Source organism: Hymenobacter piscis (assembly GCF_018760735.1).
Taxonomy (GTDB): Bacteria; Bacteroidota; Bacteroidia; order Cytophagales; family Hymenobacteraceae; genus Hymenobacter; species Hymenobacter piscis.
Window position 1 is genome coordinate 36,543 of sequence record NZ_JAHHZN010000002.1, and the last position, 24,959, is coordinate 61,501.

Below are 24,959 nucleotides of genomic sequence, written 5' to 3' on the forward strand. Positions count from 1 at the left end.
ACGCCATCTTCCCTGACCAGCTTTTTCCATGCTCCTGCGCCCCGCCACCACCGCCGACATGCCCGCCCTGCTCTCCATTCTGGGCCAGGTGGTCCCGCTGATGCAGGCCGCTGGCAACCGGCAGTGGTCGGCGGATTACCCGAACGAGGACGTATTCCGGGGCGATATTGCGCAGCAGCACCTCTGGGTAGCCGTGCTCGACGGGCAGGTGGCGGGCTTCGCGGCCCTCACCCACAACCACCAGGATGCCGAGTATGCCCAGGCCGACTGGGACGCCGCCGAGCCGGCCCTGGTGACGCACCGGCTGGCGGTAGCCCCCGCCGCCCGGGGCCGGGGCGTGGCCCGGGCCCTGCTGGCCCAGGCCGAAATCCTGGCCCGGCAGCAGGGTCTGCGGATGTTGCGGGTGGACACCAGTTCCGAAAACCAGGCCACCCGGCAGCTGTTCCCGCAACTGGGCTACCGGTACGCCGGGGAAATTACGCTGGCCTTCCGGCCCGGACTGCGGTTTTTCTGCTACGAGAAACCGGTAGCGCCCCAATAAGGCCTCTTCAGAAGCGCGAGGCCAGAAAACTCAGCAGCTCCCGCAGGCCGCCGAACATCTGGTTGAGTTGGGAACTCATCAGAAACAGGCCCACGTAGAACGGACTGGGATGCACGTACTGCCACTGCACCACGGGGGCGTAGAAGGTCCGGCGCACGGCCGGCAGATTGGCCCCTATGCCCGTGGCCACCCCGATAACGCCGCCCGCCAGTAAATCGGTGGGGTAGTGCAGCCCCAGGTAGAGCCGGGGCAGGCAGATAAAAAACACGACGTACAGCACCGCCGCCACGCCCAGCCGCCTCGACAGAAAGAACAGGCCGGTCGCCAGCGAGAAAAACACGGTGGCATGGTCGCTGGGAAAGGAACTGGTATCGGCTGAGTCGGACAGGAGCTGGGCCTGCACGGGTTTCAGGCTCATTTCGGTGTTGTGCAGGGGGCGGGGCCGATCCGCGAATACGTGGGTAAGTGCGCGCGTAACCCCCACCCCGAACAGGCAGCCCACCAACACGCCCAGAATGATCTGCCGGCAACCATTGCCGGAAAGCGTATCGGCGCACTGAAACCACCGCCACCAGAGGACAATGGTGAACAGGGCTCCCTTGAGCAAGGTATTGTAGCTGAGAAAAGCGACAAACTCATCGAAGCCCGGGTAGACGTGCACCCACTGGTTGAGGCTTTCGAGAACCATTCTGTCGAGGGAGGGGAGCATGGGCAACGGGGTTTAATATTTAAATAAGACAAGACAATATATAAATTTTAATAATAACAAATACTTAATTTTATCATAACAAATCCTCTTATTCTCTAAATGGCCACCGCTTCAGCCGGCGGCTCCAGATCAGAAACACCCCCGTACCCAGGGCCATCATCAGCAGGGCCCCCATCTGAAACGAGAGGAAAATGCTGCTGCCCGCGGGCAGGGGCACCGTAACGCCCTCGGTAATGCTCCAGAACACCCACAGCCACACGGCCACGGCCACCACCACGGGCAGTGGGTAAAGCGGCATGCGAAAGGGCAGCCCGGCCGTGCCGCGCCGCCGCCGCAGCAGCACCAGCCCCACGGCCTGCCCCACGAACTGCACCAGAATCCGCATGGCCAGGATGGCGCTGATGACTTCGCCCAGCCGGAACAGCAGACTGAACACGAAGCCCATGCCCCCCAGCAGCAGCAACGACACGTGGGGGAAGTGCTTGGTGGGGTGGGTTCTGGCGAAGATGGGCAGGAATTCGCCGTCGGCGGCGGCCGCGTAGGGGATGCGCGAGTAACCCAGCAGCACCGCAAACAGGGAGGCAAAGGCCACCCACAGCACCAGCGCCGTAGCGGCTTTGGCGGCCGTGGCCCCGTAGAGCTTCTCGACGAAGGTGCTCACAATGAACTCGGAATGCTGTGCATCCTGCCACGGAATCACCGAAGCCACGCTCCAGTTCAGGAGCAGGTAGAGGGTCATGATGCCCAGGATGCTCAGGAAGATGCTGCGCGGAATCAGCTTGTGGGGCTCCTTCACCTCCCCGCCCAGGTGGCACACGTTGTAGTAGCCCAGGTAGGAGTAGATGGTTTTGACCGTAGCCTGGCCCATGGCCACCGAGAGCAGCACGCCGGGCAACTCCGCCACGCCGCCCGCCGGCAGCCAGGCCACCGGAATAGTAGCGTGCGTGAGCCCCCCGAAAATCAGCCAGCCCATGAGGCCCAGCACGCCCAGCCAGAGCAGCACCCCCAGCCGGCCCACGTCCTCGATGCGGCGGTAGAGCAGCCCGATGAGCAGCACCACCACCGCGCCGGCCACCAGCTTGGGCTGCCACCATTCACGCATCGGCACCAGGTAGCCGAAGTACTGGGCGAAGCCGATGGCGCCGGAGGCCACCACCAGCGGCGCCTGCACCAGCGTCTGCCAGGTGTAGAGAAACGACATCAGCCGGCCCCAGGTATGCTCGCCGTAGGCCAGCTTCAGGAAGCGGTAAGAGCCGCCCGCCTCGGGATAGGCCGCCCCCAGCTCGCTCCAGATAAAGCCATCGGCCAGGCTCAGGGCCGCGCCCACCACCCAGGCCAGCAGAAAGTTGGGGCCCATGAAGCCCATCACCAGGGGCAGCGTCACGAAGGGCCCGATGCCCACCATGTCAATCATGTTGAGGGCCGTGGCCTGCACCAGCCCGAGGCGGCGGCTGAGCGGGGCCGCACCGGCGGGGGCTGCGGGGGAGTCGAGGTCGGGCATAGGGGCAAGTTAGGGCGCTAAAAGCCGGATGCGGGCCGGAATGTTCGGGCGGCGCGGCTAACGCTGCCCCCTCGCCCCGTAGGGCCGGGCCGGACGGCAATTGGTTACCTTTGACCGCATCAGCCCTTTTTTCAGCTTTTATCCTATTCGTTTTATGGCGGGAGGTTCTTCCAAATCAGCTCTTTACGGCGGCCTGGCGGCCAACGTGGGCATCGCCGTGAGCAAGTTCGTGGCCGCGTACCTGACGGGCTCCTCGGCCATGCTTTCCGAAGGCATTCACTCGTTCGTGGACAGTGGCAACGCCGTGCTGCTGCTCTACGGCATCAAGCAGAGCCAGAAGCCGGCTACTGCCAGTCACCCCTTCGGGCGCTCGAAGGAATTGTATTTCTGGGGCCTGATTGTGGCCGTGCTCATCTTCGCCATTGGGGGAGGCATGTCGTTCTACGAAGGCCTCAAGCACATCGAGCACCCCGAGCCCCTCACCGACCCTTTCTGGAACTACGTGGTACTGGGCATTGCCGTCGCCTTCGAGAGCTGGGCCAGCTGGCTGGCCATCCGGGCCCTCTACCAGGCCAAAGCCGCTAACCAAACCAGCTTCTGGAAGATTCTGAGCACCAGCCGCGACCCGGCCGTGTACGCCTCGGTGCTCGAAAACCTGGCCGCCCTGGTGGGAGTTGCCATCGCCCTGGCGGGCGTGTACTTTGGTCACCGGCTCAATAACCCTACCTTCGACGGGGCCGCTTCCATCGCCATTGGCCTGCTGCTGATGCTGGTAGCTGTGTTTCTGGTGGCCCGCACCCGCGCCCTGCTCGTGGGCGAGGGCGTGAGCGAGCCTATCCTCGAAGACCTGCAGACTATCGGCCGCCAGCAGGCCGGCGTACTGGACCTGCGCCCCCCGCTCACCATGTACCTGGGCCCCGCCGACGTAATACTGGCCCTCGACGTGGAGTTCGAAGACCAGCTTTCGGCCCAGCAGGTGGAAGTCGCCATCGACGAGCTGCAGAACGCCATCCGGGCCAAATACCCGGAGTTCCAGCGCATTTTTATCGAAGCCAAGTCCATCACGGCCAAGCAGCGGGCCCAGTCGGATACGGCCGCCCTGCTCCCGCCCATGTAAGCCCGACCTTAACCCCGGCCGCGGTTCTGCGGTATTAGAAGACGCGGAGGCGCCCCGTTGCGGACCGGCTCCGCGTCTTTCTTTATTGCCTGAATCAGCCCCTTATGTCTTCTACCACTCCTGCCAGCTCGCCGTTTGCCTCTTTCTGGATGGCCGGGTTTGAATGCACCGACCAGCTCAATGCCTTCGGGCACCGGGTCGATTTTCTGCCCCTCACCGGCCACCTCGAGCTGCTCGATCAGGACTACGCCGCCCTGGGCCCGCACGGGTTGCACACGGTGCGCGAGGGCATCCGCTGGAGCCAGGTGGAGCGCCGCCCCTACCAGTACGACTGGCGCGCGGTGCAGCGGCTGCTTGATGCGGGCCGCCGCCACGGCATCCAGCAGATCTGGGACCTGTGCCATTTCGGCTACCCCGACGACCTGACGCCCCTGCACCCGCTGTTTGCCCGGCGGTTCGCGGCCCTGTGCCGGGCCTTCGTGGACTTCTACCGCCAGCAGCGTCCCAACGAGGTGCTCATCGTGACGCCCATCAACGAGGTGAGCTTTATGAGCTGGCTGGGCGGCGACGTGCGCGGCACCGCGCCCTACTGCGTGGGCCAGGGCTGGGAAGTGAAGCGGGGCCTGATGCGGGCCTACATTGAGGGCGTGGCCGCCCTGCGCGAGGCCGACCCCGGCATCCGCCTCCTCACCACCGAGCCGCTCGTCAACATCGTGCCCCGCCGCGACGCCGGACCGGCCGAAATCCGCCGCGCCCGGGCCGCCCACCAGGACCAGTTCCAGAGCGTGGATATGCTGGCCGGCCGCCTCTGCCCTGAGCTGGGCGGCCGGCCGGAGTACCTGGATCTGCTGGGCTTTAATTACTACTACAACAACCAGTGGCAGCGCGAACCCCACGAAATCCTGCGCTGGGCCAACGACGACCACGACCCGCGGTTCCGGCCCCTGAGCTTTCTGCTCCACGATGCCTATCAGCGCTACCACCGCCCCGTGGTACTCACCGAAACCAGCCACCCGGGCCCCGACCGGCCCCACTGGCTGCGCATGGTGGCCGAGGAGGGCGCCCGCGCCCTGGCCGCGGGCGTGCCCCTGCTCGGGGCCTGCCTCTACCCCATCATCGACCGGCCCGACTGGGACCACCTCACGCCCTGGCACCACGCCGGCCTCTGGGACGCCGACCCCACGCAGCCGAATCCGGGGCTGAGTCGTAAGTTGCACCAGCCCACGGCCGCGGCCTTGGCGGATGCCCGCCGCACCGTGGCCGCCGCCCTGGCCGTCCCGGCCGCCGCTCCTGAGTTTGTCTTCTAACCCCGCCCGATGCCCGATTCCGCCCCCGTTGACCACCTGCTCCGCCAGTTTCGCCAGGCGTTTGCCGATGTGAACCTTTCCCCCGGGGAAGCCCGCCACCTGCGCGATTTGCTCCTCAACTTCCAGCGCCAGCACGGCTCCGTCGAGGGCCTGCGCCACCAGCTCTTCGAGCTGGCCCGGGAGCGGTTCAACACTTTCAAGGATAAGGCCGTGATTGAGTGGCTGGAAGCGGCTAGTGCTCTGCTGCCGGCCGAAGAGGCCCCTGCCTCGACGGTAACGTCAGGGGCCGGAGCGGCGCGGGCGCGGGCCTTTTTCAGCCCCCGGGAAGAGTGCGTGGCCGGCATCCGGGAGTTCATAGCCGATGCCCGGCGCACTCTGGACGTGTGCGTGTTCACGGTAGCCGATGACCGCCTGACCGAGGCCCTGCTGGCCGCCCACCGCCGGGGCGTGCGGGTGCGCCTGCTCACCGACAACGAAAAACTCTACGACAAAGGCTCCGACGTGCGGGCTCTGCACGCGGCCGGAGTTCCCGTCCGGGTGGACCGCACGGCCAACCACATGCACCACAAATTTGCTTTGGCCGACGACGCTTGGCTGCTCACCGGCAGCTACAACTGGACCCGCTCGGCCGCCGAGTACAACCTCGAAAACCTGCTTATCACTCCCGACGCCCACCTGGTGAGCCGCTACGCCGCCGAGTTTGCCCGCCTGTGGCAGGAGCTACCGGAGTTCACTGCCTGATTTATCCTCTTGTGCTCACGTATTGCGACCTACGTACGGAGCAGGTGAGAAACCAGGCGGTGAATTGATAGCCGGATGCCGGAAGGCGGGCTGACTATCAATTCCGGGGGCTGAGCCCGTAAAGCGGCAGGCCCGCTCCCGGCAACCCTGGAAGGAAGCGGCAGCGGGCCTGCTGACGAGGAAAGGCGCGGAGCCGGGCTTTACTTATTGGGGCTGGAAGCACCCACTTCCGGCACATCGGCCGAGGGGCGACGGATGGATACCATCTGGCGGGTGTTCTCGGAACCGACCGTGAGACTCAGGTAGTAGTCGCCGGCGGGCAGGCTGGTGAAGTTGAGCGTCTGGTGGTGGGTTCCGGCGGCCTGCTTGCGGTAGTCGGACACGCGCACGGCCACGCCGTTCTGGTTATAGAGCACCCACCCCAGCGGCTTGGCCACGTCGAGGTTGTAGGCCATCTGCATGACGCCGTTGGAGGGATTGGGATACACGCTCATGCCGTTGTCGCCCACGCCCGGGGTACTGGGGGCCCCGGCCAGAATGGGTTCTTCCACCGCCTTTACGGCTTCCAGCTTCCACTGCTGGTTTTCCTTGCCGGTGTAGCGCCACTGCTGCACGCCGCCGCCCAGGGTGTCCTTGTCGGTGAGGGCCTTGCGGCTGTGCTTGGCAATGAGTTTATAGTACCCGTCGCCCGCTTCTTCGATTTTCCACTGCTGGTTGTAGCCGCTGTAGTAGCTCCACAGACTCAGGGGGGTGCCGTTGGAAGTGGCGCTGCCCAGTACCTCGAGCACCTTATTGCTGCCGGGTACTACCAGGCGGTAGAGGCCTTCGCCGGCGGGCTCAATGCGCCACTGCGGGGCAGCACTGGATTGCTCAACGGCCGCCATTTGCTCACTTAGCGTAGCCGGCCGCCCCGGCGCTACTTCCAGGGGCTTGCCCGTGGAGCGCACCGTGAGCGTGTACACGCCGGGAAGTTCCGTATTGGGCTTTTCCTCGGCCGGAGCTGGCTTCGGGGCTTTGACGGGCTTGGCGGGTTTGGAAGCCGGTTCAGGCTCGGGAGCGGCCTGGGCTACTTCCTTGACGGGCTTGGGCGCCTTGGGCGCGGCCGGGGCCTTCGCCGTGGCGGGCTTGGGGGCCGGGGCTGGTTTGGCCTGCTTGGGCGCGGGCTCCACCTTGGCCTTGGCTACGGGCGGCGGGCCGGCCGGGTCGGGAGTGGTGGGCGAGCCCAGCGGATACAGGTTGCCGCTCGGCACCAGCTGCGCGGCCTGTCCCGGCGGTATCCACTGCAGCTGAATGGCAGCTACGCCGTCGGTATCGTTGTATTCGAGCTTGATGGTGGCTTTCTCGCCGGCGGCCAGCGACACGCTGCCATCGTCCTGACTGCCGGGCTTTTTGCCGTCCCAGGTATCGAGCACCTTGCGGCCGTTCACCCACAGGCGCACCTCGTCGGTGGTTACGGCCACGAAGCGGTAGCGGCCGGTAGAGGGGGCGGCAATCAGGCCTTCCCAGCGCACCGAGAAGTTGTCGGCGGGCAGGCCGGGGGCGGGGGCTTTGGTACCCCAACGGAAGTCAACGGCGGCATCCTGGCGCTTGAGCACGGGCGCCCCGGCCAGGGAGCCATTATTAAAATAAGACGCCGTCAGGCCCGTGCCCCAGCCCTGCACGGGCCGGATCAGCCGCGGGGCGTGAGCCGCTGCCGCCTCCGGGGCCGAAACTGCCCCGGCCGGCAGGTAAGACAAAAGGCCCAATCCCAGAGCAGAACGGAGTAGTAGATGTCGCACAGTAAGCAAGGCTTTGAGGAGTGAAGACAGAGCCGAAATCAGGCAAATGAGAACCGCACAAAAAAGTAAAAGCAGATTTACATTTCCGACATTTACTCCCAGCAATATACGCCTTTTTTTCAGGCGGTTGCCCGGCTTCCGTTTTTCCGTCCGGCTGGGCCTGGGCCTTTAAATCCCGCTTCTGGATCTGCCGAAAAGCGGAATTTTGCCTATTTGCTGCGTACTTTCAACTTCTTCCTCACCCGCTACCTCCCATGACTGAAGCCTGTGCTTATCTGCCTTCCGCGCTGGGGATGCTGGCATTGCGCGGTACGGAAGCCGGCCTGTGTGCCGTGCAGTTTCAGCCCGCCGACGCAGCAAGTCCGGCCACTCCGCCCGCGCAGGTAGCGGGTTGCCTGCGCGAGGCTTACCGGCAGCTGCAGGCCTATTTCGGGCGGGAGCTGCGGGAGTTTACGGTAGCCACCCACGTAACGGCCGGCACCGAATTCCAGCGGCAGGTGTGGGCTGCCCTGCCCGGGGTGGGCTACGGCACTACCGCTTCCTACCTCGACTTGGCCCGGCAGCTGGGCAATGCCGGCGCCGTGCGGGCGGTGGGCGCCGCGAATGGCCAGAACCCGCTGGCCATTATCTGGCCCTGCCACCGCATCATCGGGGCCGGCGGGCAGCTGACGGGCTATGCCGGCGGCCTGCCCCGCAAAAAGTGGCTGCTGGAGCTGGAGCAGCCCCACGTGCAAACCCGCCTGTTTTAAGCGGGCCGGGGGCACGCAGCTTTACCGGGCGGCCCCGGCCTCCCCCTTCACGAAGGGGAGCAGCTGCTGGTAGATGATGTTGCGCGGCCAGTAGAGCTGCAGTACCATAGGCGCGTGCTTCTTGCCGGGCAGCACCTGATACCGCGGCGCGTGGCCCAGTGCAGTAAGCTTCTGCCGAAAACGGGCGCTGCTGCTGCTGATCGACGGGTAGGTTTCGCCGCCCACGAAAATCTGCATCGGGGGCGTGTGGGCGGTGAGGTAGTACATGGGGGAAACCTGCCGCCAGACGGCCGGCTCCGGGCCGAAGGGCACCAGGTACTGCTCGTCGCCGGGGTACTGCATCTTCCGGAGGTAGTCGTACATATCCAGGCCCGCCGGGTCGTCGAGAATAGCCCCGCGCACCGGGTTCTGCGCCTGGCCCCAGCGCCGGAACAGCGCATCATCCGCGGCCAGCAGGGCCGCCAGCCCACCCCCGGCAGAGTGGCCCAGCAGGAAAATCCGCTGCGGGTCGCCGCCGTACTCACCGATGCGGGCCTGGGTCCAGAGCACGGCCCGGGCGCAGTCGTCGGCCATCTGGGGCACGCGCACACCGGGCGCCAGGCGGTAGTTGATGACCACCGCCACCACGCCCTGTTTGGCCAGGCGGCGGCCGATAAAGGAGTAGAAGTTCTTGTTGCCGCTGTTCCAGCTGCCGCCGTGGATGAACACCACCACGGGCCGGGACGCGGCGGCTTTTTCGCGGGGGGCGTACACGTCGAGCACGTGGCGCTCGGGGCTGAAGGCGGAGTCGGTGGCGGGCACGTAGGCCACGTTGGCCGTCCGGCGGCTGGGCCGGGCCACGGCGTACTCGGTGGCCGCCGCCAGCAGCAGCGCCGCCACTACCAGGGCCGGCAGAACCCGGGAAAACACAAATTTCATGGATGCAGACAAGGCGAAAAAAGAAGGTACGACTACCCGCCGGGGGCGGATTGGCCGGGCCTGCCCCTGCAACGGCCCGGGCGGGGGCAGGTTGCGGCCGCCGCCGTATCTTTGAGAACCGGCGGCCTGTGTCATTTTGCCGCCTTCCTTCGTTATCCTCCCTATGAAGTCTACCGTTCTGCTGGCTGCGGCCCTGCTGCTGGGCGCCGCCGCGCCGGCCCAGGCCCAGCGCAAAGCCAAAAAGGCCCCTGCCGAAACCTCCTCTTCCCTGGCTGAAATTCGCCTCAAACCCCTGTTTGGGGGCCTGACGCCGGTTCAGGCCGAACAGGCCCTGGGCACGGCCACCATCAGCAACCTGGCGGGCAGCTTCGCCTCCCGGGCCGAAGCCAGCCGCTTTTTCAGCACCAAGGGCTACGAGTACCTGGCCGAAAATCAGCCCGACACGGCGGCCTACCGCTTTAACCTGGCCTGGGTGCTCGACCCGGCCAACCCCAATGCCTACCATGGCCTGGGCATCGTGGCCAGCAGCGCCCCCACCCCCGACCAGGCCATCGACCTGCTCCAGCGGGGCCTGACGCTGGCGCCCGACAACGCTTTTCTGCTGGCCGATCTGGGCACGAGCTACCTTATCCGCTACGAGCAGGGCAAGAAGAAGAAAGACCTGACGACCGGGCGGGAGCTGCTGCAAAAGGCCACGACCCAGGACCCGACCAACGCCACTGCCTGGCAGCAGCTGGCCCGTGCCCACTACTACCAGGAAGAGTATGCTCAGGCCTGGGAAGCCATCCACAAAGGCCAGAGCAGCAGCCTGGCCTCCGTCGACTTCAACCTGGTGGCCGACCTGCTGGCCAAGCTGCCCGACCCCGAAGGCAAGTTTAAATAACCGGCTCTCCGGCGGCCGCTCCGTTTCCTCGCCCCAGCCCGGCCCGGGCTTCCGCAGCCGGGGCGGCCGGGGCGGCCGGGCAACGCCCGGGTACGTCGCCGCGTATGCCCGGGCTTCACCCACCTGCTACCCCATTCCGTGACTTCTCGCTCCTTTCTGCCCGTGCTGCTGTTCGTTTGCGTGACCTCGGCCCACCTGGCCGTGGCCCAGGGCGGCGGCCCCGAGCGCCGCCGCCGCCACTACGACGGGCAGGCCCGCGCCTACTACCGCGGCCCCGTACGCTTTACGCTGGGCGGGGGCCTGGGCTACTACAACGGGGACCTGACCAGCAGTCCGGCCGACCAGTTTTTTGGCCCCAGCTTCACGGGCGGGTTGCAGTATCAGACGCATCCGCACTGGCAGGTGGGGGGAGAAGTGTCCTACATCCGACTGGGTGCCAAAGACTACCTGCCCGCCCGCGGCCTGGCGTTTCAGAGTCATAATCTGGCCGGCATTGGCTTCGTGCGCTGGGAGCCGCTGCACGATGAGGGCCTGTACGCCTCGCCCCGCCGGGCCGCGGCCCTGTTCAAGCCTTACCTGAAGGCCGGAGCGGGGCTGGTGCTCTACAGTCCCCGGGCGTTCCGCGGCACCGCCCGCCCCAGCGGCAATTTCACGCCGGCCTACCTGGCGGCAGAACGCAACGACTATCCGGCCCTGGCGCTTACCCTGCCCCTGGGCGTAGGCTTCACGGTCCGGCTCACCCCTAAGCTCGGGGCCTCACTGGAAGGCACTTACTCCTTTACTTCCACCGACCAGCTCGACGACATCAGCCCCGCCTCCTCCCCGCAGCGGTCCGTGTCTGCGCTCAATGATGGCTTCGGGCAGCTGGAGCTCAAGCTGGAATACGCCCCCTGGGCCCGCTAGTGGCGGTCAGCACCAAAAAGCCGGTTGGTTTGGGGTTGACTTCCGGACAATAAAAAAGGGGCCCGCCGATTGGCGGGCCCCTTTTTTATTGTCCGGAAGTATCGGGTGAAGGAGTTACTGCTTCACGAACCGCTCGTGGAAGGACTTCTGCCCGTCGCTCACCGTGAGCAGGTACACGCCGTTGGCCAGAGTGGCTACGTTAAGCTGGCCGTTCTCGAAGCGGGCCCCTACTACGCGGGCGCCGCGCAGGTCCGTTACCGTAGCCGACTTCACTTCGCCACCGTTCGCCAGCGCGATGGTCAGCACCTCGGAAGCCGGGTTCGGGAACAGACGCACCGCCTGCTCGGCGGCACCGCTGTGGAGGGCAGCGCCCAGGGTGGTGCTGCCCGCGGTGATGCCGGATGCCGCCAGCGTACCGCCGGTGATGTTGACGGTGTAGTCCTCGGTTTCGCCGTAGCCGTAGCTGTTGCAGCTGGTAGTGGCCGAGGCGTCGCTCATGACCACGCGCAGGCGGGTGGCACCCGTTTTGGCCGTGGCCGGCACGGTGAAGGTGCTGCTGAGCGTGGCGCTGCTCGACGAGGAGCCCGACACAATCCGCTCGCCCGTGTCGAGGAAGTCCCCGTCCTGGTTGTAGTCGATGTAGATTTTCCAGTACTGGGTGTAGGCCGTGGAAGCGAAGCCGGCCGAGAAGCGGATGGTCTGCGCCGAGCCGGCGGCCAGGGAGGTAGTCAGGGCCGTGCCGTTGTAGTAGCCCGCATCCTTGCTGGAGGTGCGGTTGATGCTGCCCAGGTTCACGTAGTCAATCCACTCGTAGGCCACGCTGCTGCCCTTGCTGGCGCAGTAAGTTACCGTGGTGGGCGGCGGAGGCGTGGTGCCGCCGCCGGTGCTGCCACCATAAGCGGCCCCTACGCCCACGGCGTACCAGGCGTTGGTTACGGCAATTTCCTGGGCCGAACCGGCCCCGTAGAGGTCTTTGGCCGACTGGATGCTGTAGGTACGGGCGGCGGCGTAATTGCTGCTGGCCGTCAGGTATACGCTTTCGGTGCGGTAGGCAATTTTGGCGGCGGCATCAATACCGATGGCCGATACGTTGTAGGCATTGCCCTTGTCGTTGGTGCCACTCTTGCCCACGCTCAGCACGTAAAACCAGTAGTTGAGCACGCCCGAGTTGGTATGCACGCCGCCGTTGTCGCCCGAGCCGGTGGCCCAGTACGTGCCCTGGTAGGTATCAGGCTGGCCTTCGGCGTTGGGGTTACTCATCGAGCGCAACGATGGGCGCTGCTTGTCGATGTCTTCGCCAATGAGCCAGGTCTGCTTGTCGGGAGCCTTGTAGTATTCCACGGCCGCGCCCCAGATGTCGGAGAAGCCTTCGTTGAGGGCCCCTGATTCGTAGGAGTACGTCAGGTTCGCGGTGCTCGAGCACACGGCGTGGCCGATTTCGTGGGCGCACACGTCGAGCGAGGTCAGGGGCGAAAAGCGGGTGGCACCGTCGCCGTAAGTCATGCGCGTGCCGTCCCAGTAGGCATTTTCGTAGCTGCGGCTGTAATGCACGTAACTTTTGATGGTGGCCCCGGCGCCATTGTAGGAGTTGCGGCCGTGCACGTTCTTCCAATAGTCGTACACTGCCTGGGCGCCCCAGTGGGCATCCAGGGCCGCGTTATCGAAGGCGGCGTTGTTGTACTCGGTCCAGCTGTTATCGGCGTCCGTGAAGTCCACGGCCGTGCTGTAGTTGGTGCCCTGCTTCATGTTGAAGGTCTGCACGCCCGAGCCGCGGCTCACATCACGCAGCCGGTACGAGCCGTTGTAGCTGTCGGTGGTGCTGCTCTGGGTGCCGCTGTAGCGGGTGGCAAACGAGCCGGTGGCGGCCGCGTGCTTGATGATGGCATCCTCAAACACCACCTCCCCCGAGCGGGCATCGACGTAGATGAACGCGCGGCTCAGGGGCGCTTTGGCGTAAACGTTGAACTTCCAGGCCAGGGTGGGCTTGCCGGCTTTCAGGGGATTGGCCGAGCGCATGTCGCGCACAATGACCAGTTCGCCTTTGGGGGCGTAGGTGGCCGAGGGGTCGTTTTCCTGCTCTCTGAGGTAGGCTTCTTCGGCAGCATCCTGCCACATGTACTGCCTGGCTCCCACGAAAGCCAGGGCGCGGCTCAGGGCAGCGCGGGCGTCGAGGGCGGGGGTGGTGCTGAGCGCGCGGACTTTCTCAAACTGGCCGCTGATGCTGGCCACCCGGCCCTGGCGGGCATGCACCGAGTACGTGGCGTGCTCTACCTTGATGCCCTTGTAATACTGCTGATACTTCTCGTGCACGAAGCCGGCCGCATCGGCATCGGTTTTCAACTGCACCATCTGGTCGTCGTTGCTGAGCTGCAACTGGTCGCGGAGGGCCGCTTTGGCGTCACTCAACGGGTAGGTTGCGCCCTGCTCCCGGAACTGTACCAAAGCGGGAGTTCCGTTCTCGCTGAGTTCCTGACTTTTCACCCGGGAGAAATCCTGGGCCAGGGTAGTGGAAGACAACCCGCCGAGCAGCAAAAGAGTAGCGGCTGAGTACTTGTTGATCATAGCGTGTAGGTTGGTTGTGGAAGGTGAGAAGCGAAAAAATTGTACTTAAAAGCCCGTCTATCGAACACGTTGTCGATGCCACAAATTACACATATTTCAACGTTACCTTACTTTTTGTAAAATATTTACCACAAAAACACCCAGTACGTGATTTTATTCTTGCCAAAATCATCGTTAGAAACGCCTTTCAAACCATCATAAAAAAGGATTAAAAACCCATTAATATAGTCTTAAATCAACTTTTTACCTTTTCTTCATCCGACTCTGGCAGTCGGAATCTCAACCACTCCCTAATTGTTTCTCATGCATTCTACGCTCGAACTTTCTGCTGCCCGCTGGTCCCTGACCGGGCAAACGGCCCTGGTCACGGGGGCTTCCAAAGGCATCGGGGCCGCTATTGCCGCCGAGCTGCTGGGCCTGGGCGCCACCGTGGTAGCCGTGGCCCGCACCGCCGCCGACCTCGAGCAGCAGGTGGCCCGGTGGCAGCAGCAGGGCCTGCCGGCCCACGCCCTGGCCGCCGACGTGAGCACGCCCGCCGGCCGCACCCAGCTGCTGACCGAAGTAGCCCGGCGCTGGCCCCAGGTACACCTGCTCATCAACAACGTGGGCACCAACATCCGCAAGCCCACCGTAGACTACTCCGACGAGGAGTACCGCCACCTGCTGGCCACCAACCTCGATTCGGCCTGGGAGCTGAGCCGGGGCGTGCAGCCGCTGCTGGTGGCGGCGGGCGGGGGCAGCATCGTGAACATCTCCTCGGTGGCGGGCCTCACCCACGTGCGCACGGGGGCCATTTACGGCATGACCAAGGCCGCCCTGGTGCAGCTCACGCGCAACCTGGCCGTGGAGTGGGCCGGCCTCAACATCCGGGTGAACTGCGTGGCGCCCTGGTACATCCGTACGCCGTTGGCCGAAACGGTGCTCCAGAACGAGGATTTCCGCCGCAGCGTCATCGGGCGCACGCCCCTGGGCCGCGTCGGGGAGCCCGAGGAAGTGGCCGCCGCCGCCGCCTTCCTGTGCCTGCCCGCCGCCGCCTACATCACCGGCCAGACCCTGGCCGTGGACGGCGGCTTCACGGTGAACGGGTTTTCGTAAATGGGTGAATGAGTGAAGTGGTGAACGAGTGAATGAGTGGCTCGGGTTGTCATTGCGAGCGAAGCGAAGCCATCCGTCCTTCACCTTCTTCCTCATTTCGACCTATTCAAAAAGCCCCTGGCGTATGCACGCCGGGGGCTTCGTGTTTATTCAGGGATTTGGGCTGCGTGAAGGACGGATGGATTCGCTTCACTCGCAATGACGATTCACTCATTCACCACTTCACTCATTCGCCGCAGGGCCTGTTCGTAGCGGGGCAGGGCCTGGGGGTCGGAGGCGAGGTAGAGGAAGGGTTCGATGAGTTCGAGTTCCATGAGCAGCAGCTCGCCGTCCTGGTCGAGGCCATCGACGCGGGCGTAGAGGCAGCCGGGCGCGAACTCGCGCACGATGCGGTCGGCGGCGGCGCGCAGGTGGGCCGGGGCCTGGCGCGGGGCAATGCCGCCCCCCAGGTAGTGCTGCACCCGGAAGTCGCCCGACTTGGGCGTTTTGAGTACGCAGTGGCTGTATTCGCCCCCGAAATAAAGCAACGACCACTCGCCCTCCTCCTGAATCTGCGACTGGAAAGGCTGGGCCAGGAAGTCTTCGTGCCGGACCAGCTCGGTGAGCTGGGGCTGGCGCACGGCGGTTTCCTGGCGGGTGAGGATGAACGTATTCTTGGCCCCGCCACTCACGGCCGGCTTCACGACCACCTGCTCCTGGCCCATTTCCTGGAGCAGGGCCGCCGCGTCCACGGCTTCACCCCGGGGCAGCAGACGGGTGGGCACGATGCGCACCCCGGCCCGCTCCATATCGAGCAGGTACCGTTTGTTGGCATTCCAGCGTACCACGGGCACGGGGTTGAGCAGGCGGATCTGCTGGCGTTCCAGGCGGTCGAGCCAGCCGTAAAACTCCTCCACCCGGTCGAAATAATCCCAGGGTGACTTGAGCAGCACGGCATCGAAACGGGTCCAGTCCACGGCCGGGTTGCTCCAGATGCGGGGTTCCACCGTGTGGCCCTGGCGGCGCAGGTAGCCGGTGAGCAGGCTGTCCTCGTCGTCGACGTTGGGGGCGGCGTACTGGGCCAGGCTTTCGCAGGTTACTAAGGCTATGTTCATCACAGATTTTTGCGGATTGGTGCGCTGATTACGCGGATTCGTGCTGGCAGGGCAGGGCAGGATGCAGGCCCCAGGAGGCCTACCGCCAGCGGGATCCGGCCCGACGGCCGAGCCGCCGCAAAGGTAGCCCGGCACCGCAGCTACCCGACACCGCAGGCGCGTTACGGTTGCGTGGCGTTTTACGGAGAAACCGGGCAGTGGGGCGCCGGACGGGCTATTTTTTGGTGGTCGTGAGGTAGTCGGCGGCCAGGGTGGCGAGGGTGCGTACGCCCAGGGTCAGGCCGCTTTCATCCACCACGAAGCCGGCCGTGTGGTGGGGGGCGGTGGTGGCGGGGTCCGTTCCCTTGGCCATGCCACCCACGAACACGAACAGGCCGGGCACTTTCTCCTGGTAGAAGGCGAAGTCCTCGGCCCCGGTTACGGCTTTCTGCACCCGCACGTTGGCCGGACCGGCGGCGCGCTCCAGGCTGGCCACCATGCGGCGGGTCAGCAGCGGGTCGTTGAAGGTGATGGGGGCGTAGTTGGTGATGTCGACTTCGGCCGTGGCCCCGGCGCTTTCGGCAATGCCCTGGGCCGTGCGGCGCACCCCGGCCCACACTTTCTGCTGCATCTCCTTGTTGAGGCAGCGAATGGTGCCGGTCAGCTCCACCTGCTCGGGGATAATGTTGTTGCGCACCCCGCCGTGCACCATGCCCACGGTCAGCACCACGGCATCCTCGGTCAGCTGGGCCTGGCGGCTGACGATGGTCTGCAGGCCCAGGATGATCTGGGCGGCCGTCACCACCGGGTCCACGGCCAGCCAGGGGTAGGCCCCGTGGGCCGATTTGCCCTTCACCTTGATGCTAAACACGTCGGAGGACGCCATTTCGCCCCCAGGCCGGTAGCTGAGCTGGCCCACTTCGGTCTGGGCCTGAATGTGCACCCCGAACACGGCCTCCACCGTGGGGTTTTCGAGCACGCCTTCCTTCACCATAAGCCGGGCCCCGCCTTCCTGACCGGGCAGGGAGCCTTCCTCGGCGGGCTGGAAGATGAACTTGACGGTACCGGGCAGGTCTTTTTTCAGCTGGCTGAGCACCTCGGCCGCGCCCAGTAGCATGGCCACGTGGGTGTCGTGGCCGCAGGCGTGCATCACGCCCACGTCCTGGCCGTTGTACTGGGTGCGCACCTTGGAGGCGAAGGGCAGGCCGGCGGCCTCCGTCACGGGCAGGGCGTCCATATCGGCGCGCAGGGCCACCACGGGACCGGGCCGGCCGCCTTTCAGCAGGGCCACCACGCCGGTGCGGGCCACGCCGGTCTGCACTTCCAGGCCCAGCTTGCGCAGGTGGCCGGCCACGAGGGCGGCGGTGCGGGTTTCCTGGTTGCCCAGCTCGGGGTGCTCGTGGATGTCGCGCCGCCAGGCAATTACCCGGGCCTGCTGCTGGTCGGCGAGTTTGGCAATGCGGACCGTGAGGTCGGTGGGTTTCTGGGCGAAGGCAGAAGTGGCGGTCAGCAGCACGGTGGCCAGAACCCGGGCGGAGCGGTTGAGCATAGCAGAAGCGGCAAGAAGGTAAAGCGGAACTCCCGGCCCCAACCGACGGCGAGGCGGGTAACGGGCCCTCAAGTTACCGGCGGCGGCGGGTATCTGGTGCCGGAGCGGGCAATTTCTCTGTTCCCGGCCGGGCTCCGGCTGCCCGGACGGCCGCTGCCCGGGGCGGGGCCGGCAGCCGAATCCGGGGTTTCGGCTGCTTCTTTGCAGCCGATTTGTTTTTCGCCGCCATGTTTTCTGCTGATTCCCTGACCTGGCCCGCCGCCTGGCGGCAACCTGCCTTCCGGACCCGCCTGGGCGCGGTGCTGGCCCTGCTGCTGGGGCTGGTGGCCCTGCTGCCGCGCTACTTTGCCTGGGTGCAGGCGCGCCCCGGCCGCCACCTGCCCGATCCGCTGCTGACCGCGCTGCCCGCCCGCGACGTTTCGGTCTTCACCTTCGCCGTCATTTACCTGGGCATCGGGCTGGGCCTGGTCACGCTGCTGCCCCGGCCGGCGCGGCTGCTGCGGGCCCTGGGGGCCTACCTGCTGCTGCACCTGCTGCGCTGCGCCACCCTGGCCCTGCTGCCCCTGGAGCCGCCCACGGGCCTGGTGCTCCTCCGCGACCCGCTGGTGGACCAGCTCCTCTACGCCGCCCCCACCCCCATCACCAAGGATTTGTTCTTTTCGGGCCACACCGCCACCCTGCTGCTGCTGGCCCTGGCCGTGCCCCCCGGCGGGCGGCGCACTCTGCTGCTGGCCGGCACCGGGGCCATCGGGGTGCTGGTACTCATCCAGCACGCCCACTACACCTACGACGTGCTGGCCGCCCCCCTGTTCGCCGCCCTGGCCTGGTGGGGCAGCGGGCGGGTTTTGGGAGTTTGGGGTGAGGAGGTGAGGAGGTGAGGAGGTGAGGAGGTGAGGAGGTAAGATAAAAGAACGTCATTCCGAGCTTGCCGAGGAATCTCGCGTGCTGATGTTGCACCAACTAACCTAACGCCGGAGTTACCACTGCACGCGAGATTCCTCGGCTCCGCTAAGCTGCGCTCGGAATGACGTGCCTTTTCTCACCTCCTCACCTGTCACCTTCTCACCTATCCCCCTATCAACTCCTCACCTGTTACCCCATCACCTCGTCCCCCCCTACCCCAGATACTTCTCGTAAATCCCCGCCGCGATGCGCTCGGTGAGGCTTTTGGGGACGACGCTGGTGAGGGCCGCCGATACTTTGTTGAGGGCGCCGGGAATAACTTCGGCCTCGCCGGCCAGCAGGGCCGTGATGCCGGCCTGGGCCACTTGTTCGGGCGTCATCGAGACTTTGTTGGCCGTGGCCTGGAGGTCGGCGTTCATGCCGGCCCGGTCGGCGAAGCCGGTGGTGGTGGCCCCGGGGCTGAGGCAGCTCACCGACACGCCCGTTTCGCGCAGCTCGTAGCGCAGGCCCCGGCTGAAGCTAAGCAGAAACGCCTTGCTGGCCGCGTAGAGCGTGAGCGTGGGCACGGCCTGGTAGGCGGCCGTGCTGGCCACGTTCAGAATATAGGCTGCCTTGGGCCGGTGCAGGGCCGGCAGCAACGCGTGGGTCAGGGCCACGGGCAGGTGCAGGTTGAGCTGGAGCATGTTCTGCTGCTGGGCCAAAGAAAGCTCCTCAAACCGCCCCCACAAGCCGTAGCCCGCGTTATTGACCAGTACCGTCAGCTCGCCGGGCTGGGCGATGGTCCAGGCGGCCAGCTGGTCGGCGGCGGCCGGCGCGGCCAGGTCCAGGGCCAGCACCCGGGCCGTACGGCCCAGCTGCCGCACTTCGGCGGCCACGGCTTCCAGCTGCCCCTCCGAGCGGGCGGTGAGCAATACGTCGTAGCCGCGGCGGGCCAGCTCCAGGGCCAGTGCCCGCCCGATGCCCCGGGAGGCACCCGTAATAAGGGCAGTTTTCAAGGGTAAAATGGTGAGGTGGTGAGGTGGTGGGTTGATGTTCGGGCGGCGCGTGGGCCCCAGCGGCGCAGGGAGTGCAAATGGCGCAATCGGGGCGGTTGAACATCAACTCACCATTTCACCATCTCACTATTTCACCTCACTTTACCAGGTGCAGGAAACGCAGGTAGAAGGGCGTGGGGCTGTTGTCGTGCTTGGGCTCGTACTTGCCGGCCAGGATGGGCACGTACATCACGCGGCGGCGCGAGACCTCGCCCACCAGCGGTGAGCGGGCCACCCGGTGCCACATGCGGCCGTCGTGCACGGTCAGGTCGCCGGGCTCGGTTTCCACGGCCACTTCCTGGGGGTCGGCGCTGACGTCCTTGTAGTATTTCTTGCGGAAGAGGATGTCGCGCAGACTCTGGCGGTGGGTACCGGGCAGCAGGCGCAGGCCCCCGTTGGTGGCGGGCGTGCCGTCGAGGTGGAGGCCCACGTTCAGCATCGGCCCGATTTTCTTGCCGTAGAACACGTCCCGCAGCGAATCGGTGTGCCAGCCCATCTGGGAGAACTCCGAGCCCGGCACGTTCACGTAGTGGTTGATGACCAGGCCGTCCTTCTCATCCTCGCCCACCCGGCCGCCGGGCGCTTCGAGCAGCGGGAACAGGGCCGCAAAGCGCGGGTCCTGCAAAAACTCGCGCAGCACGGGGCTGTGGTGGGAGGCGAAGGCGAACCGCTGCACAATGGGCGAGCCGTCCACGTCCTTGCCGTACTTGATGGGCACGCCGTTGACTTTCTGTACACCCTCGGCCAGCCAGCGCTGCTGCACCTGCTCGGAGGCCCGCAGCAGCTGGGTCACCGTGGCGGGCTCGGCGAAGGCGCGGAAATGCAAGAAGCCGTGTTGTTGAAAAAACGCCAGTTGCTCCTGGGTCAGGCGGGCGCCTAACGTGAAGCGGGGATATGATTCGGATATGGCTGACATGCTAAAAACGGCAGAAATGTATTCCGCCAGTTGGACCGGGGCAAAGATACGCAGCCCGGCCGGCCCGGGGCGGGTGGTGGGCAGGTGGTAAGCCGGCCGCCCTTCCCGGAAGAACTTTCCCTGACGCAGCCGGCGGCAATCAACCGCCCGACCGGCGGTTGGTTTGACTGCCGTGCGTATCTTAGCCAGGAACGCCCTGGTTCTCTCAATCTTCTCCGCGCATGAAATGGGTTCCGCTTTCGCTCCTGCTCCTGACCCTGCTGCTGGCCGCCGCCGACGCGGGAGCCCAGACGGCGGCCAGCCGGCTCGTGCCCTTCCGCCAGGGCAGCCGCTGGGGCTACGCCGACCGCAGCCGCCGCCTGGTGCTGCCCGCGCGCTACGACGAGGCCGGTCCCTTCGCCGAGGAGCTGGCCTGGGTGCGTCAGGACAGCCTTTACGGCTACATTGATGGCGGCGGCAACCCCGTCACGCCGGTGCACTTCACCCGGGCCGGCAACTTCCACGACAACCGCGCCACCGTGGAGCTCCAGGGCGAAACCTTCGACATCGACCCCGGCGGCCAGCGCCTGCCGCCCCGCCCCGCCGCTTTTGACGAAGACCCGCTGGAGCAGGGCGACATCGTGCACGCGGCCGGGGGCAAGGTAGGCTTCCGCTTCACGGTGGGCGCGGCCACCGTACCGGCCATCTACGACGAAATCCGGGACAACTACAACGGCCTGCTCTTCGTGCGCCAGGGCACGAAATGGGGCGTCATTAATGGCAAGGGCAAACTGGTGCAGCCCCCGCAGTACGATTCCATCCGGCTCGGCGGCAACCTGGAGTACCCCATCGTGCAGCAGAACGGCCGTTTCGGCTACCTCAGTCCCGAGGGCACCCGCCTCACCGAAATCCGCTACCTGCGCGCCGAGCCCTACTTCCGGGGCGTGGCCCGGGTGCAGGCCCCCTCCGGCCGCTTCGGCTACCTCGATGCCCTGGGCCGGGAGTTCTGGGAGGATACCGAGGCCCTGACCCAGAAGAAGTAGCCGGGTTTCCAGGGCTTCAGCCCTGTGAAACGCAGCGCAGTTCTTTGGCAAAACGCTGAATAGCCCAGGGCTGAAGCCCTGGGAAACGCAGATAGAATCAGTATCTTCTACCGCCCAATCGTATCCCGTTATGCTCCCGCTACCCCTCCTCAACGTCCGCCTGCGGGCCTGCGCCGAAGACTGGCTCCTGATGACGCCCACCACCCAGGGCCGCCACTGCTAGACAAAGAAGTATTACGGGTCATCAATAAGATGCCGGCCTGGAAACCGGGCACGCAGAGCGGCAGGGCTGTAGATGTTAGCTACACACTGCCTGTCACCTTCAATGTAAAGTAAGATGGCTGTCCGGTTCATTTTTCTTTGTTTGATGCTGGCAACTGGCTCCCGAGGAGTCGCCCAGATAGTAGATGCCTATCAAGTGCCCCAGGCTCCTATCGACCTGACCGATTTGCCGGACAACGACCTCAAGAACCCGGAGAAGCAGACCCTAAGTGCGACAGCACACCATTTCTACCCGAGTTGTGATGAGAAATTACCGGTTTTTATAGGCGGCAAAGACAGTCTGCGTGCCTTTCTGAACCGACATGTGCAGTGGCCGGATAGCTTGCCGCAGTCCGTCAGGGGCACGGTGTTCATTCGGTTTACCATTGATGAGCGCGGAGACATACGCAACGCCCGTATCGTGCAGAGCCTGCATCCGCTGGCCGACGCGGAGGCGTTGCGGCTGGCCGGGTTGCTAAGTGGGCATTTCACCCCGGGCAGCCGCGACGGCCGGGCGGCGGCCGTAGGAATCACCTTGCCGCTAGCCTTCCGAGGGACGGATGCAGCTCCCCTACCTGAAGATGGGCTTACTGATATCGTCACTTTCGAAACGTATCGGGCAATTGGTCATGGCGGTCCAGTGATGATTTGTGAGGAGCTACCGACTTACCGAGCGCGCAACCGCAAGGACAACCTCGGGCTGTTTATTCAGCAAAACCTCCGCTGGCCCCATACCCGGGAAGATGTCGAAGGGCGAATACACGTTTCCTTTATAGTAGGTCCCGATGGGCAGGTGTACCGGGCGAAGGTCCTGAACAAGCTGCATCCACTCTTCGACGCGGAGGCGTTGCGGGTAGTACAGTTATTGAGCGGCCATCTTACCCCGGCAGCCTGCGGCGGAAAAGACCGGCCCCACGAAATGGTCGTGCCCGTTACGTTCCGGATGCAGTAGGTATCGGGACTTTCCGCCCTACCGTCAAGCTTCTAACCGAAAACCTTTCTATTTTACCCCGCCCAAATTCCCACGTCTAATCCTGCCCGTATGCTCTTTACGCCCAGTCCCATGCTGCTCAAGCTGCTCTATACCCGCGGCAGCCTCCACAATACGCCCGAGGGTGTGGCCTTCAGCATCAAAAACCGCCTCGATACGGTCCGCATCACCCGCATCGACTATGTGCAGATTGACGACCAGCGGCTGGGTGTGGAGCAGATTGCCATCGACCTGGGCCAGGGCGACGTGCGGCCGGCCGTGGCCTTCAACGCCGACGCGGCGGGCTTTACGCTGCCGGTCGGCCAGTCGGCCACCTTTCACCTGGCCACCGACCAGCTCTCCGAGGGCCTGCACACCGTGCAGATTCAGTTCGCGGCCGACCCGTTCGGCGACCTGACGGTGGAAGTGGAGGACAGCATCAGCCTGCGGCCCGACAACCGCCCCCGCATCCCGCGCGCCGACCAGGACGACTACGCCGACGAGGCCATTCGGGCCCGCCAGGAATTTGCCGAGGAGTTCACGGGCCAGCAGTTCCACCACCTCAAGCAGTACTCCTTCGATGCCCACGAGTTGCAGGGCAACTGCGAGCATTTCACGGGCGTGGCCCAGATACCGGTGGGCCTGGCCGGGCCCCTGCACGTGAACGGCGAGCACGCCCAGGGCGACTTCCTGATTCCGCTGGCTACCACCGAGGGCACGCTGGTGGCCAGCTACAACCGCGGCATTCAGCTGCTCAACCTCAGCGGCGGCGTGAAATGCACCGTCATCGGCGACGCCATGCAGCGCGCCCCGGTGTTCGTGTTCGACGACGCCCGCGGGGCCCGCGACTTCGGCCGCTGGGTGGAGGAGGAAATCGGCCGCATCCGGCCCGAGGCCGAAAGCACCTCCCGCATTGCCAAGCTCCAGTACATCGACACCTACCTGAGCAACAAGTTCGCCTACCTGCGCTTCAACTACAGCACCGGTGACGCGGCGGGCCAAAACATGGTGGGCCGGGCCACCTTCGCGGCCTGCTCCTGGATTCTGGAAAACTACAAGGGCGCGCCCATTCGCCACTTCTACCTCGAATCCAACTTCGCCACCGACAAAAAGGCCTCCCAGATCAATGTGATGCGCACCCGCGGTAAGCGCGTGGTGGCCGAAGCCGTCATTAAGCGCGACATCCTGCAGCAGCGCATGCGCGTGACGCCCGAACAGCTGGCCTACCACGGGCAGGTAAGCAACGTGGGCGCCTTCATTTCGGGGGCCAACAACAACGGCGCGCACTCGGCCAACGGCATCACGGCCATGTTCATCGCCACCGGCCAGGACGTGGCCAACGTGTCGGAGTCGTCGGCCGGGGTGCTCTACTCCGAAATCACGCCCGAGAAGGACCTCTACATCAGCATCACCATCCCGAGTCTGATTGTAGCCACCCACGGCGGCGGCACCGGCTTGGCCACCCAGAACGAGTACCTGCGCATGCTGGGCTGCGTGGGCCGCGGCACCGTGAACAAGTTCGCCGAAATCGTGGCCGGCGTGGTGCTGGCCGGCGAGCTCAGCCTGGGCTCGGCCATCAGCAGCTCCGACTGGGTCAGCTCCCACGAGCAGTATGGCCGGAACCGGTAGCTGTTGGAGAACTTAGAGCTTAGAACTTAGAGTCTAGAACTTAGAACCAAGAAGCGAGCTTCCTGTGCTAATAACCCTGTCTAATAGGGCTATCAGCACAGACAGCTCACTTCTTGGTTCTAGGTTCTAGGATCTAAGCTCTAAGTTCTGAGCTCTAAAAAACTATGGCTTGCGGGCCTTCACCTTGAAGCGCTCATCGGCGCGGATGGTCACGTCCTGGCCCAGGGGCTTTACCACTTCCACGTTGGTGATAAGGGTGTAGGAATCGGCCCGCAGGAACAGGTCCAGCTTCTGGTTGGCGGGGGTCAGGGAAATGCTGGTAACGCCCGTGGGCACCGGGTTCAAGGAAGCCAGCAGCACCTTGTCGGAGCCCCGGGCGTCGGTGCTGATGTAGATTTCGATGCGCTTGAGGAAGTCGAAGTTCTGGCCCGTGGGGCTGGTGATGGTGAGGTCGAGCTTTTCCAGGGTCACGTCCTGCACGTAGTCGGCGGAGGTGCCGTTTTTGGCGTAGGTGCTCTGGCTGCTGGAGGGCACGGCCACCGGCGAGAGCGGGAAAAACTGCCCGAACGGTATCGTTTTCGGAATCACGATGGTCTGGGAATCCTCCACGTTGAACTCCAGCAGGTCGAGGATTTTCTTGCAGCTGCCCAGCAGGGCCAGGGCCACCAGCAGCGGGGCGAGAAACAGGATTTTTTTCATGGGAGTAGAATTTTGCCAGAAATCTACGAAAAGGATGTCCGGGCGGATGGGAGGGGCTAGCAGTGAAATAGTGAGGTGGTGAAATGGTGAGTTTGATGG

23 protein-coding genes are annotated in these 24,959 nt (G+C 65.0%); 13 read left to right on the forward strand and 10 right to left on the reverse strand.

What is annotated here, in order from left to right:
• Positions 1-28 precede the first annotated feature (28 nt).
• Positions 29-541 (forward strand): GNAT family N-acetyltransferase, encoded by a 513-nt coding sequence (locus KLP40_RS02395; protein ID WP_215591992.1) that lies wholly within the window; start codon positions 29-31, stop codon positions 539-541.
• Between the two features lie 7 nt (positions 542-548).
• Here the strand turns inward: KLP40_RS02395 and KLP40_RS02400 are convergent, their stop codons facing one another.
• Together KLP40_RS02400 and KLP40_RS02405 are read right to left on the reverse strand one after the other, a co-directional pair.
• Positions 549-1,250: a phosphatase PAP2 family protein gene (locus tag KLP40_RS02400; protein WP_215591993.1), complete on the reverse strand. Its 702-nt coding sequence runs from the start codon at positions 1,248-1,250 to the stop codon at positions 549-551.
• Between the two features lie 88 nt (positions 1,251-1,338).
• Positions 1,339-2,751, reverse strand: coding sequence for an APC family permease (locus KLP40_RS02405; RefSeq protein WP_215591995.1), 1,413 nt, complete (start codon positions 2,749-2,751; stop codon positions 1,339-1,341).
• 154 nt (positions 2,752-2,905) lie between these two features.
• On the opposite strand from KLP40_RS02405, the gene KLP40_RS02410 reads away from it, so the two are divergent.
• From KLP40_RS02410 to KLP40_RS02420, 3 genes are all read left to right on the forward strand, one after another.
• Positions 2,906-3,868: a cation diffusion facilitator family transporter gene (locus KLP40_RS02410; protein WP_215591996.1), complete on the forward strand. Its 963-nt coding sequence runs from the start codon at positions 2,906-2,908 to the stop codon at positions 3,866-3,868.
• 104 nt (positions 3,869-3,972) lie between these two features.
• Positions 3,973-5,175 carry a glycoside hydrolase family 1 protein gene (locus tag KLP40_RS02415; protein WP_215591997.1) on the forward strand — a complete coding sequence of 401 codons (1,203 nt, stop codon included), beginning with the start codon at positions 3,973-3,975 and terminating at the stop codon, positions 5,173-5,175.
• 9 nt (positions 5,176-5,184) lie between these two features.
• Positions 5,185-5,916 (forward strand): phospholipase D-like domain-containing protein, encoded by a 732-nt coding sequence (locus KLP40_RS02420; RefSeq protein WP_215591998.1) that lies wholly within the window; start codon positions 5,185-5,187, stop codon positions 5,914-5,916.
• A gap of 200 nt (positions 5,917-6,116) precedes the next feature.
• Here KLP40_RS02420 and KLP40_RS02425 read toward each other — a convergent pair whose 3' ends face one another.
• Positions 6,117-7,652, reverse strand: a complete 1,536-nt coding sequence (locus KLP40_RS02425; RefSeq protein ID WP_215591999.1) for a PA14 domain-containing protein — start codon at positions 7,650-7,652, stop codon at positions 6,117-6,119.
• A 296-nt stretch (positions 7,653-7,948) separates the two neighbouring features.
• Here KLP40_RS02425 and KLP40_RS02430 point away from each other — a divergent pair, with 296 nt between their 5' ends.
• A complete protein-coding gene (locus KLP40_RS02430) occupies positions 7,949-8,443 on the forward strand; it encodes a methylated-DNA--[protein]-cysteine S-methyltransferase (RefSeq protein ID WP_246558606.1) in 495 nt (164 codons plus the stop codon).
• Positions 8,444-8,464: 21 nt separating this feature from the next.
• Here the strand turns inward: KLP40_RS02430 and KLP40_RS02435 are convergent, their stop codons facing one another.
• Entirely contained in the window at positions 8,465-9,373 is a 909-nt protein-coding gene (locus tag KLP40_RS02435) for an alpha/beta hydrolase (RefSeq protein ID WP_317196738.1), read from the reverse strand.
• A gap of 151 nt (positions 9,374-9,524) precedes the next feature.
• Here KLP40_RS02435 and KLP40_RS02440 point away from each other — a divergent pair, with 151 nt between their 5' ends.
• Both KLP40_RS02440 and KLP40_RS02445 read left to right on the forward strand, forming a co-directional pair.
• Positions 9,525-10,244 (forward strand): tetratricopeptide repeat protein, encoded by a 720-nt coding sequence (locus KLP40_RS02440; protein ID WP_215592000.1) that lies wholly within the window; start codon positions 9,525-9,527, stop codon positions 10,242-10,244.
• A 138-nt stretch (positions 10,245-10,382) separates the two neighbouring features.
• Positions 10,383-11,147, forward strand: a complete 765-nt coding sequence (locus tag KLP40_RS02445) for an outer membrane beta-barrel protein (protein ID WP_215592001.1) — start codon at positions 10,383-10,385, stop codon at positions 11,145-11,147.
• Positions 11,148-11,261: 114 nt separating this feature from the next.
• Here KLP40_RS02445 and KLP40_RS02450 read toward each other — a convergent pair whose 3' ends face one another.
• Positions 11,262-13,709 (reverse strand): M4 family metallopeptidase, encoded by a 2,448-nt coding sequence (locus KLP40_RS02450; protein WP_215592003.1) that lies wholly within the window; start codon positions 13,707-13,709, stop codon positions 11,262-11,264.
• Between the two features lie 303 nt (positions 13,710-14,012).
• On the opposite strand from KLP40_RS02450, the gene KLP40_RS02455 reads away from it, so the two are divergent.
• Entirely contained in the window at positions 14,013-14,804 is a 792-nt protein-coding gene (locus KLP40_RS02455; RefSeq protein ID WP_215592004.1) for an SDR family oxidoreductase, read from the forward strand.
• 206 nt (positions 14,805-15,010) lie between these two features.
• On the opposite strand, the gene KLP40_RS02460 is transcribed toward KLP40_RS02455, so the two are convergent.
• Entirely contained in the window at positions 15,011-15,898 is an 888-nt protein-coding gene (locus KLP40_RS02460; protein ID WP_215592005.1) for an ATP-grasp domain-containing protein, read from the reverse strand.
• Between the two features lie 214 nt (positions 15,899-16,112).
• Positions 16,113-17,426 (reverse strand): amidohydrolase, encoded by a 1,314-nt coding sequence (locus KLP40_RS02465; RefSeq protein ID WP_215592006.1) that lies wholly within the window; start codon positions 17,424-17,426, stop codon positions 16,113-16,115.
• A gap of 227 nt (positions 17,427-17,653) precedes the next feature.
• On the opposite strand from KLP40_RS02465, the gene KLP40_RS02470 reads away from it, so the two are divergent.
• A complete protein-coding gene (locus KLP40_RS02470; protein ID WP_215592007.1) occupies positions 17,654-18,304 on the forward strand; it encodes a phosphatase PAP2-related protein in 651 nt (216 codons plus the stop codon).
• A gap of 237 nt (positions 18,305-18,541) precedes the next feature.
• Here KLP40_RS02470 and KLP40_RS02475 read toward each other — a convergent pair whose 3' ends face one another.
• Together KLP40_RS02475 and KLP40_RS02480 are read right to left on the reverse strand one after the other, a co-directional pair.
• Complete coding sequence (locus tag KLP40_RS02475) at positions 18,542-19,324, reverse strand: SDR family NAD(P)-dependent oxidoreductase (protein WP_215592008.1); 783 nt, start codon at positions 19,322-19,324, stop codon at positions 18,542-18,544.
• Positions 19,325-19,460: 136 nt separating this feature from the next.
• Positions 19,461-20,279, reverse strand: coding sequence for a phytanoyl-CoA dioxygenase family protein (locus KLP40_RS02480; protein ID WP_215592010.1), 819 nt, complete (start codon positions 20,277-20,279; stop codon positions 19,461-19,463).
• Between the two features lie 221 nt (positions 20,280-20,500).
• On the opposite strand from KLP40_RS02480, the gene KLP40_RS02485 reads away from it, so the two are divergent.
• The 4 genes from KLP40_RS02485 (at position 20,501) to KLP40_RS02500 (ending at position 24,161) form a co-directional block, all read left to right on the forward strand.
• Positions 20,501-21,301, forward strand: coding sequence for a WG repeat-containing protein (locus tag KLP40_RS02485; RefSeq protein WP_215592011.1), 801 nt, complete (start codon positions 20,501-20,503; stop codon positions 21,299-21,301).
• A 252-nt stretch (positions 21,302-21,553) separates the two neighbouring features.
• A complete protein-coding gene (locus KLP40_RS21135) occupies positions 21,554-21,637 on the forward strand; it encodes an energy transducer TonB (protein WP_246558616.1) in 84 nt (27 codons plus the stop codon).
• A gap of 1 nt (position 21,638) precedes the next feature.
• On the forward strand, positions 21,639-22,514 hold the full coding sequence (locus KLP40_RS02495) for a TonB family protein (protein ID WP_215592012.1): 876 nt from the start codon (positions 21,639-21,641) through the stop codon (positions 22,512-22,514).
• Between the two features lie 90 nt (positions 22,515-22,604).
• Complete coding sequence (locus KLP40_RS02500; RefSeq protein ID WP_215592013.1) at positions 22,605-24,161, forward strand: hydroxymethylglutaryl-CoA reductase; 1,557 nt, start codon at positions 22,605-22,607, stop codon at positions 24,159-24,161.
• A gap of 162 nt (positions 24,162-24,323) precedes the next feature.
• Here KLP40_RS02500 and KLP40_RS02505 read toward each other — a convergent pair whose 3' ends face one another.
• A complete protein-coding gene (locus tag KLP40_RS02505; protein ID WP_215592014.1) occupies positions 24,324-24,860 on the reverse strand; it encodes a hypothetical protein in 537 nt (178 codons plus the stop codon).
• Positions 24,861-24,959 lie beyond the last annotated feature (99 nt).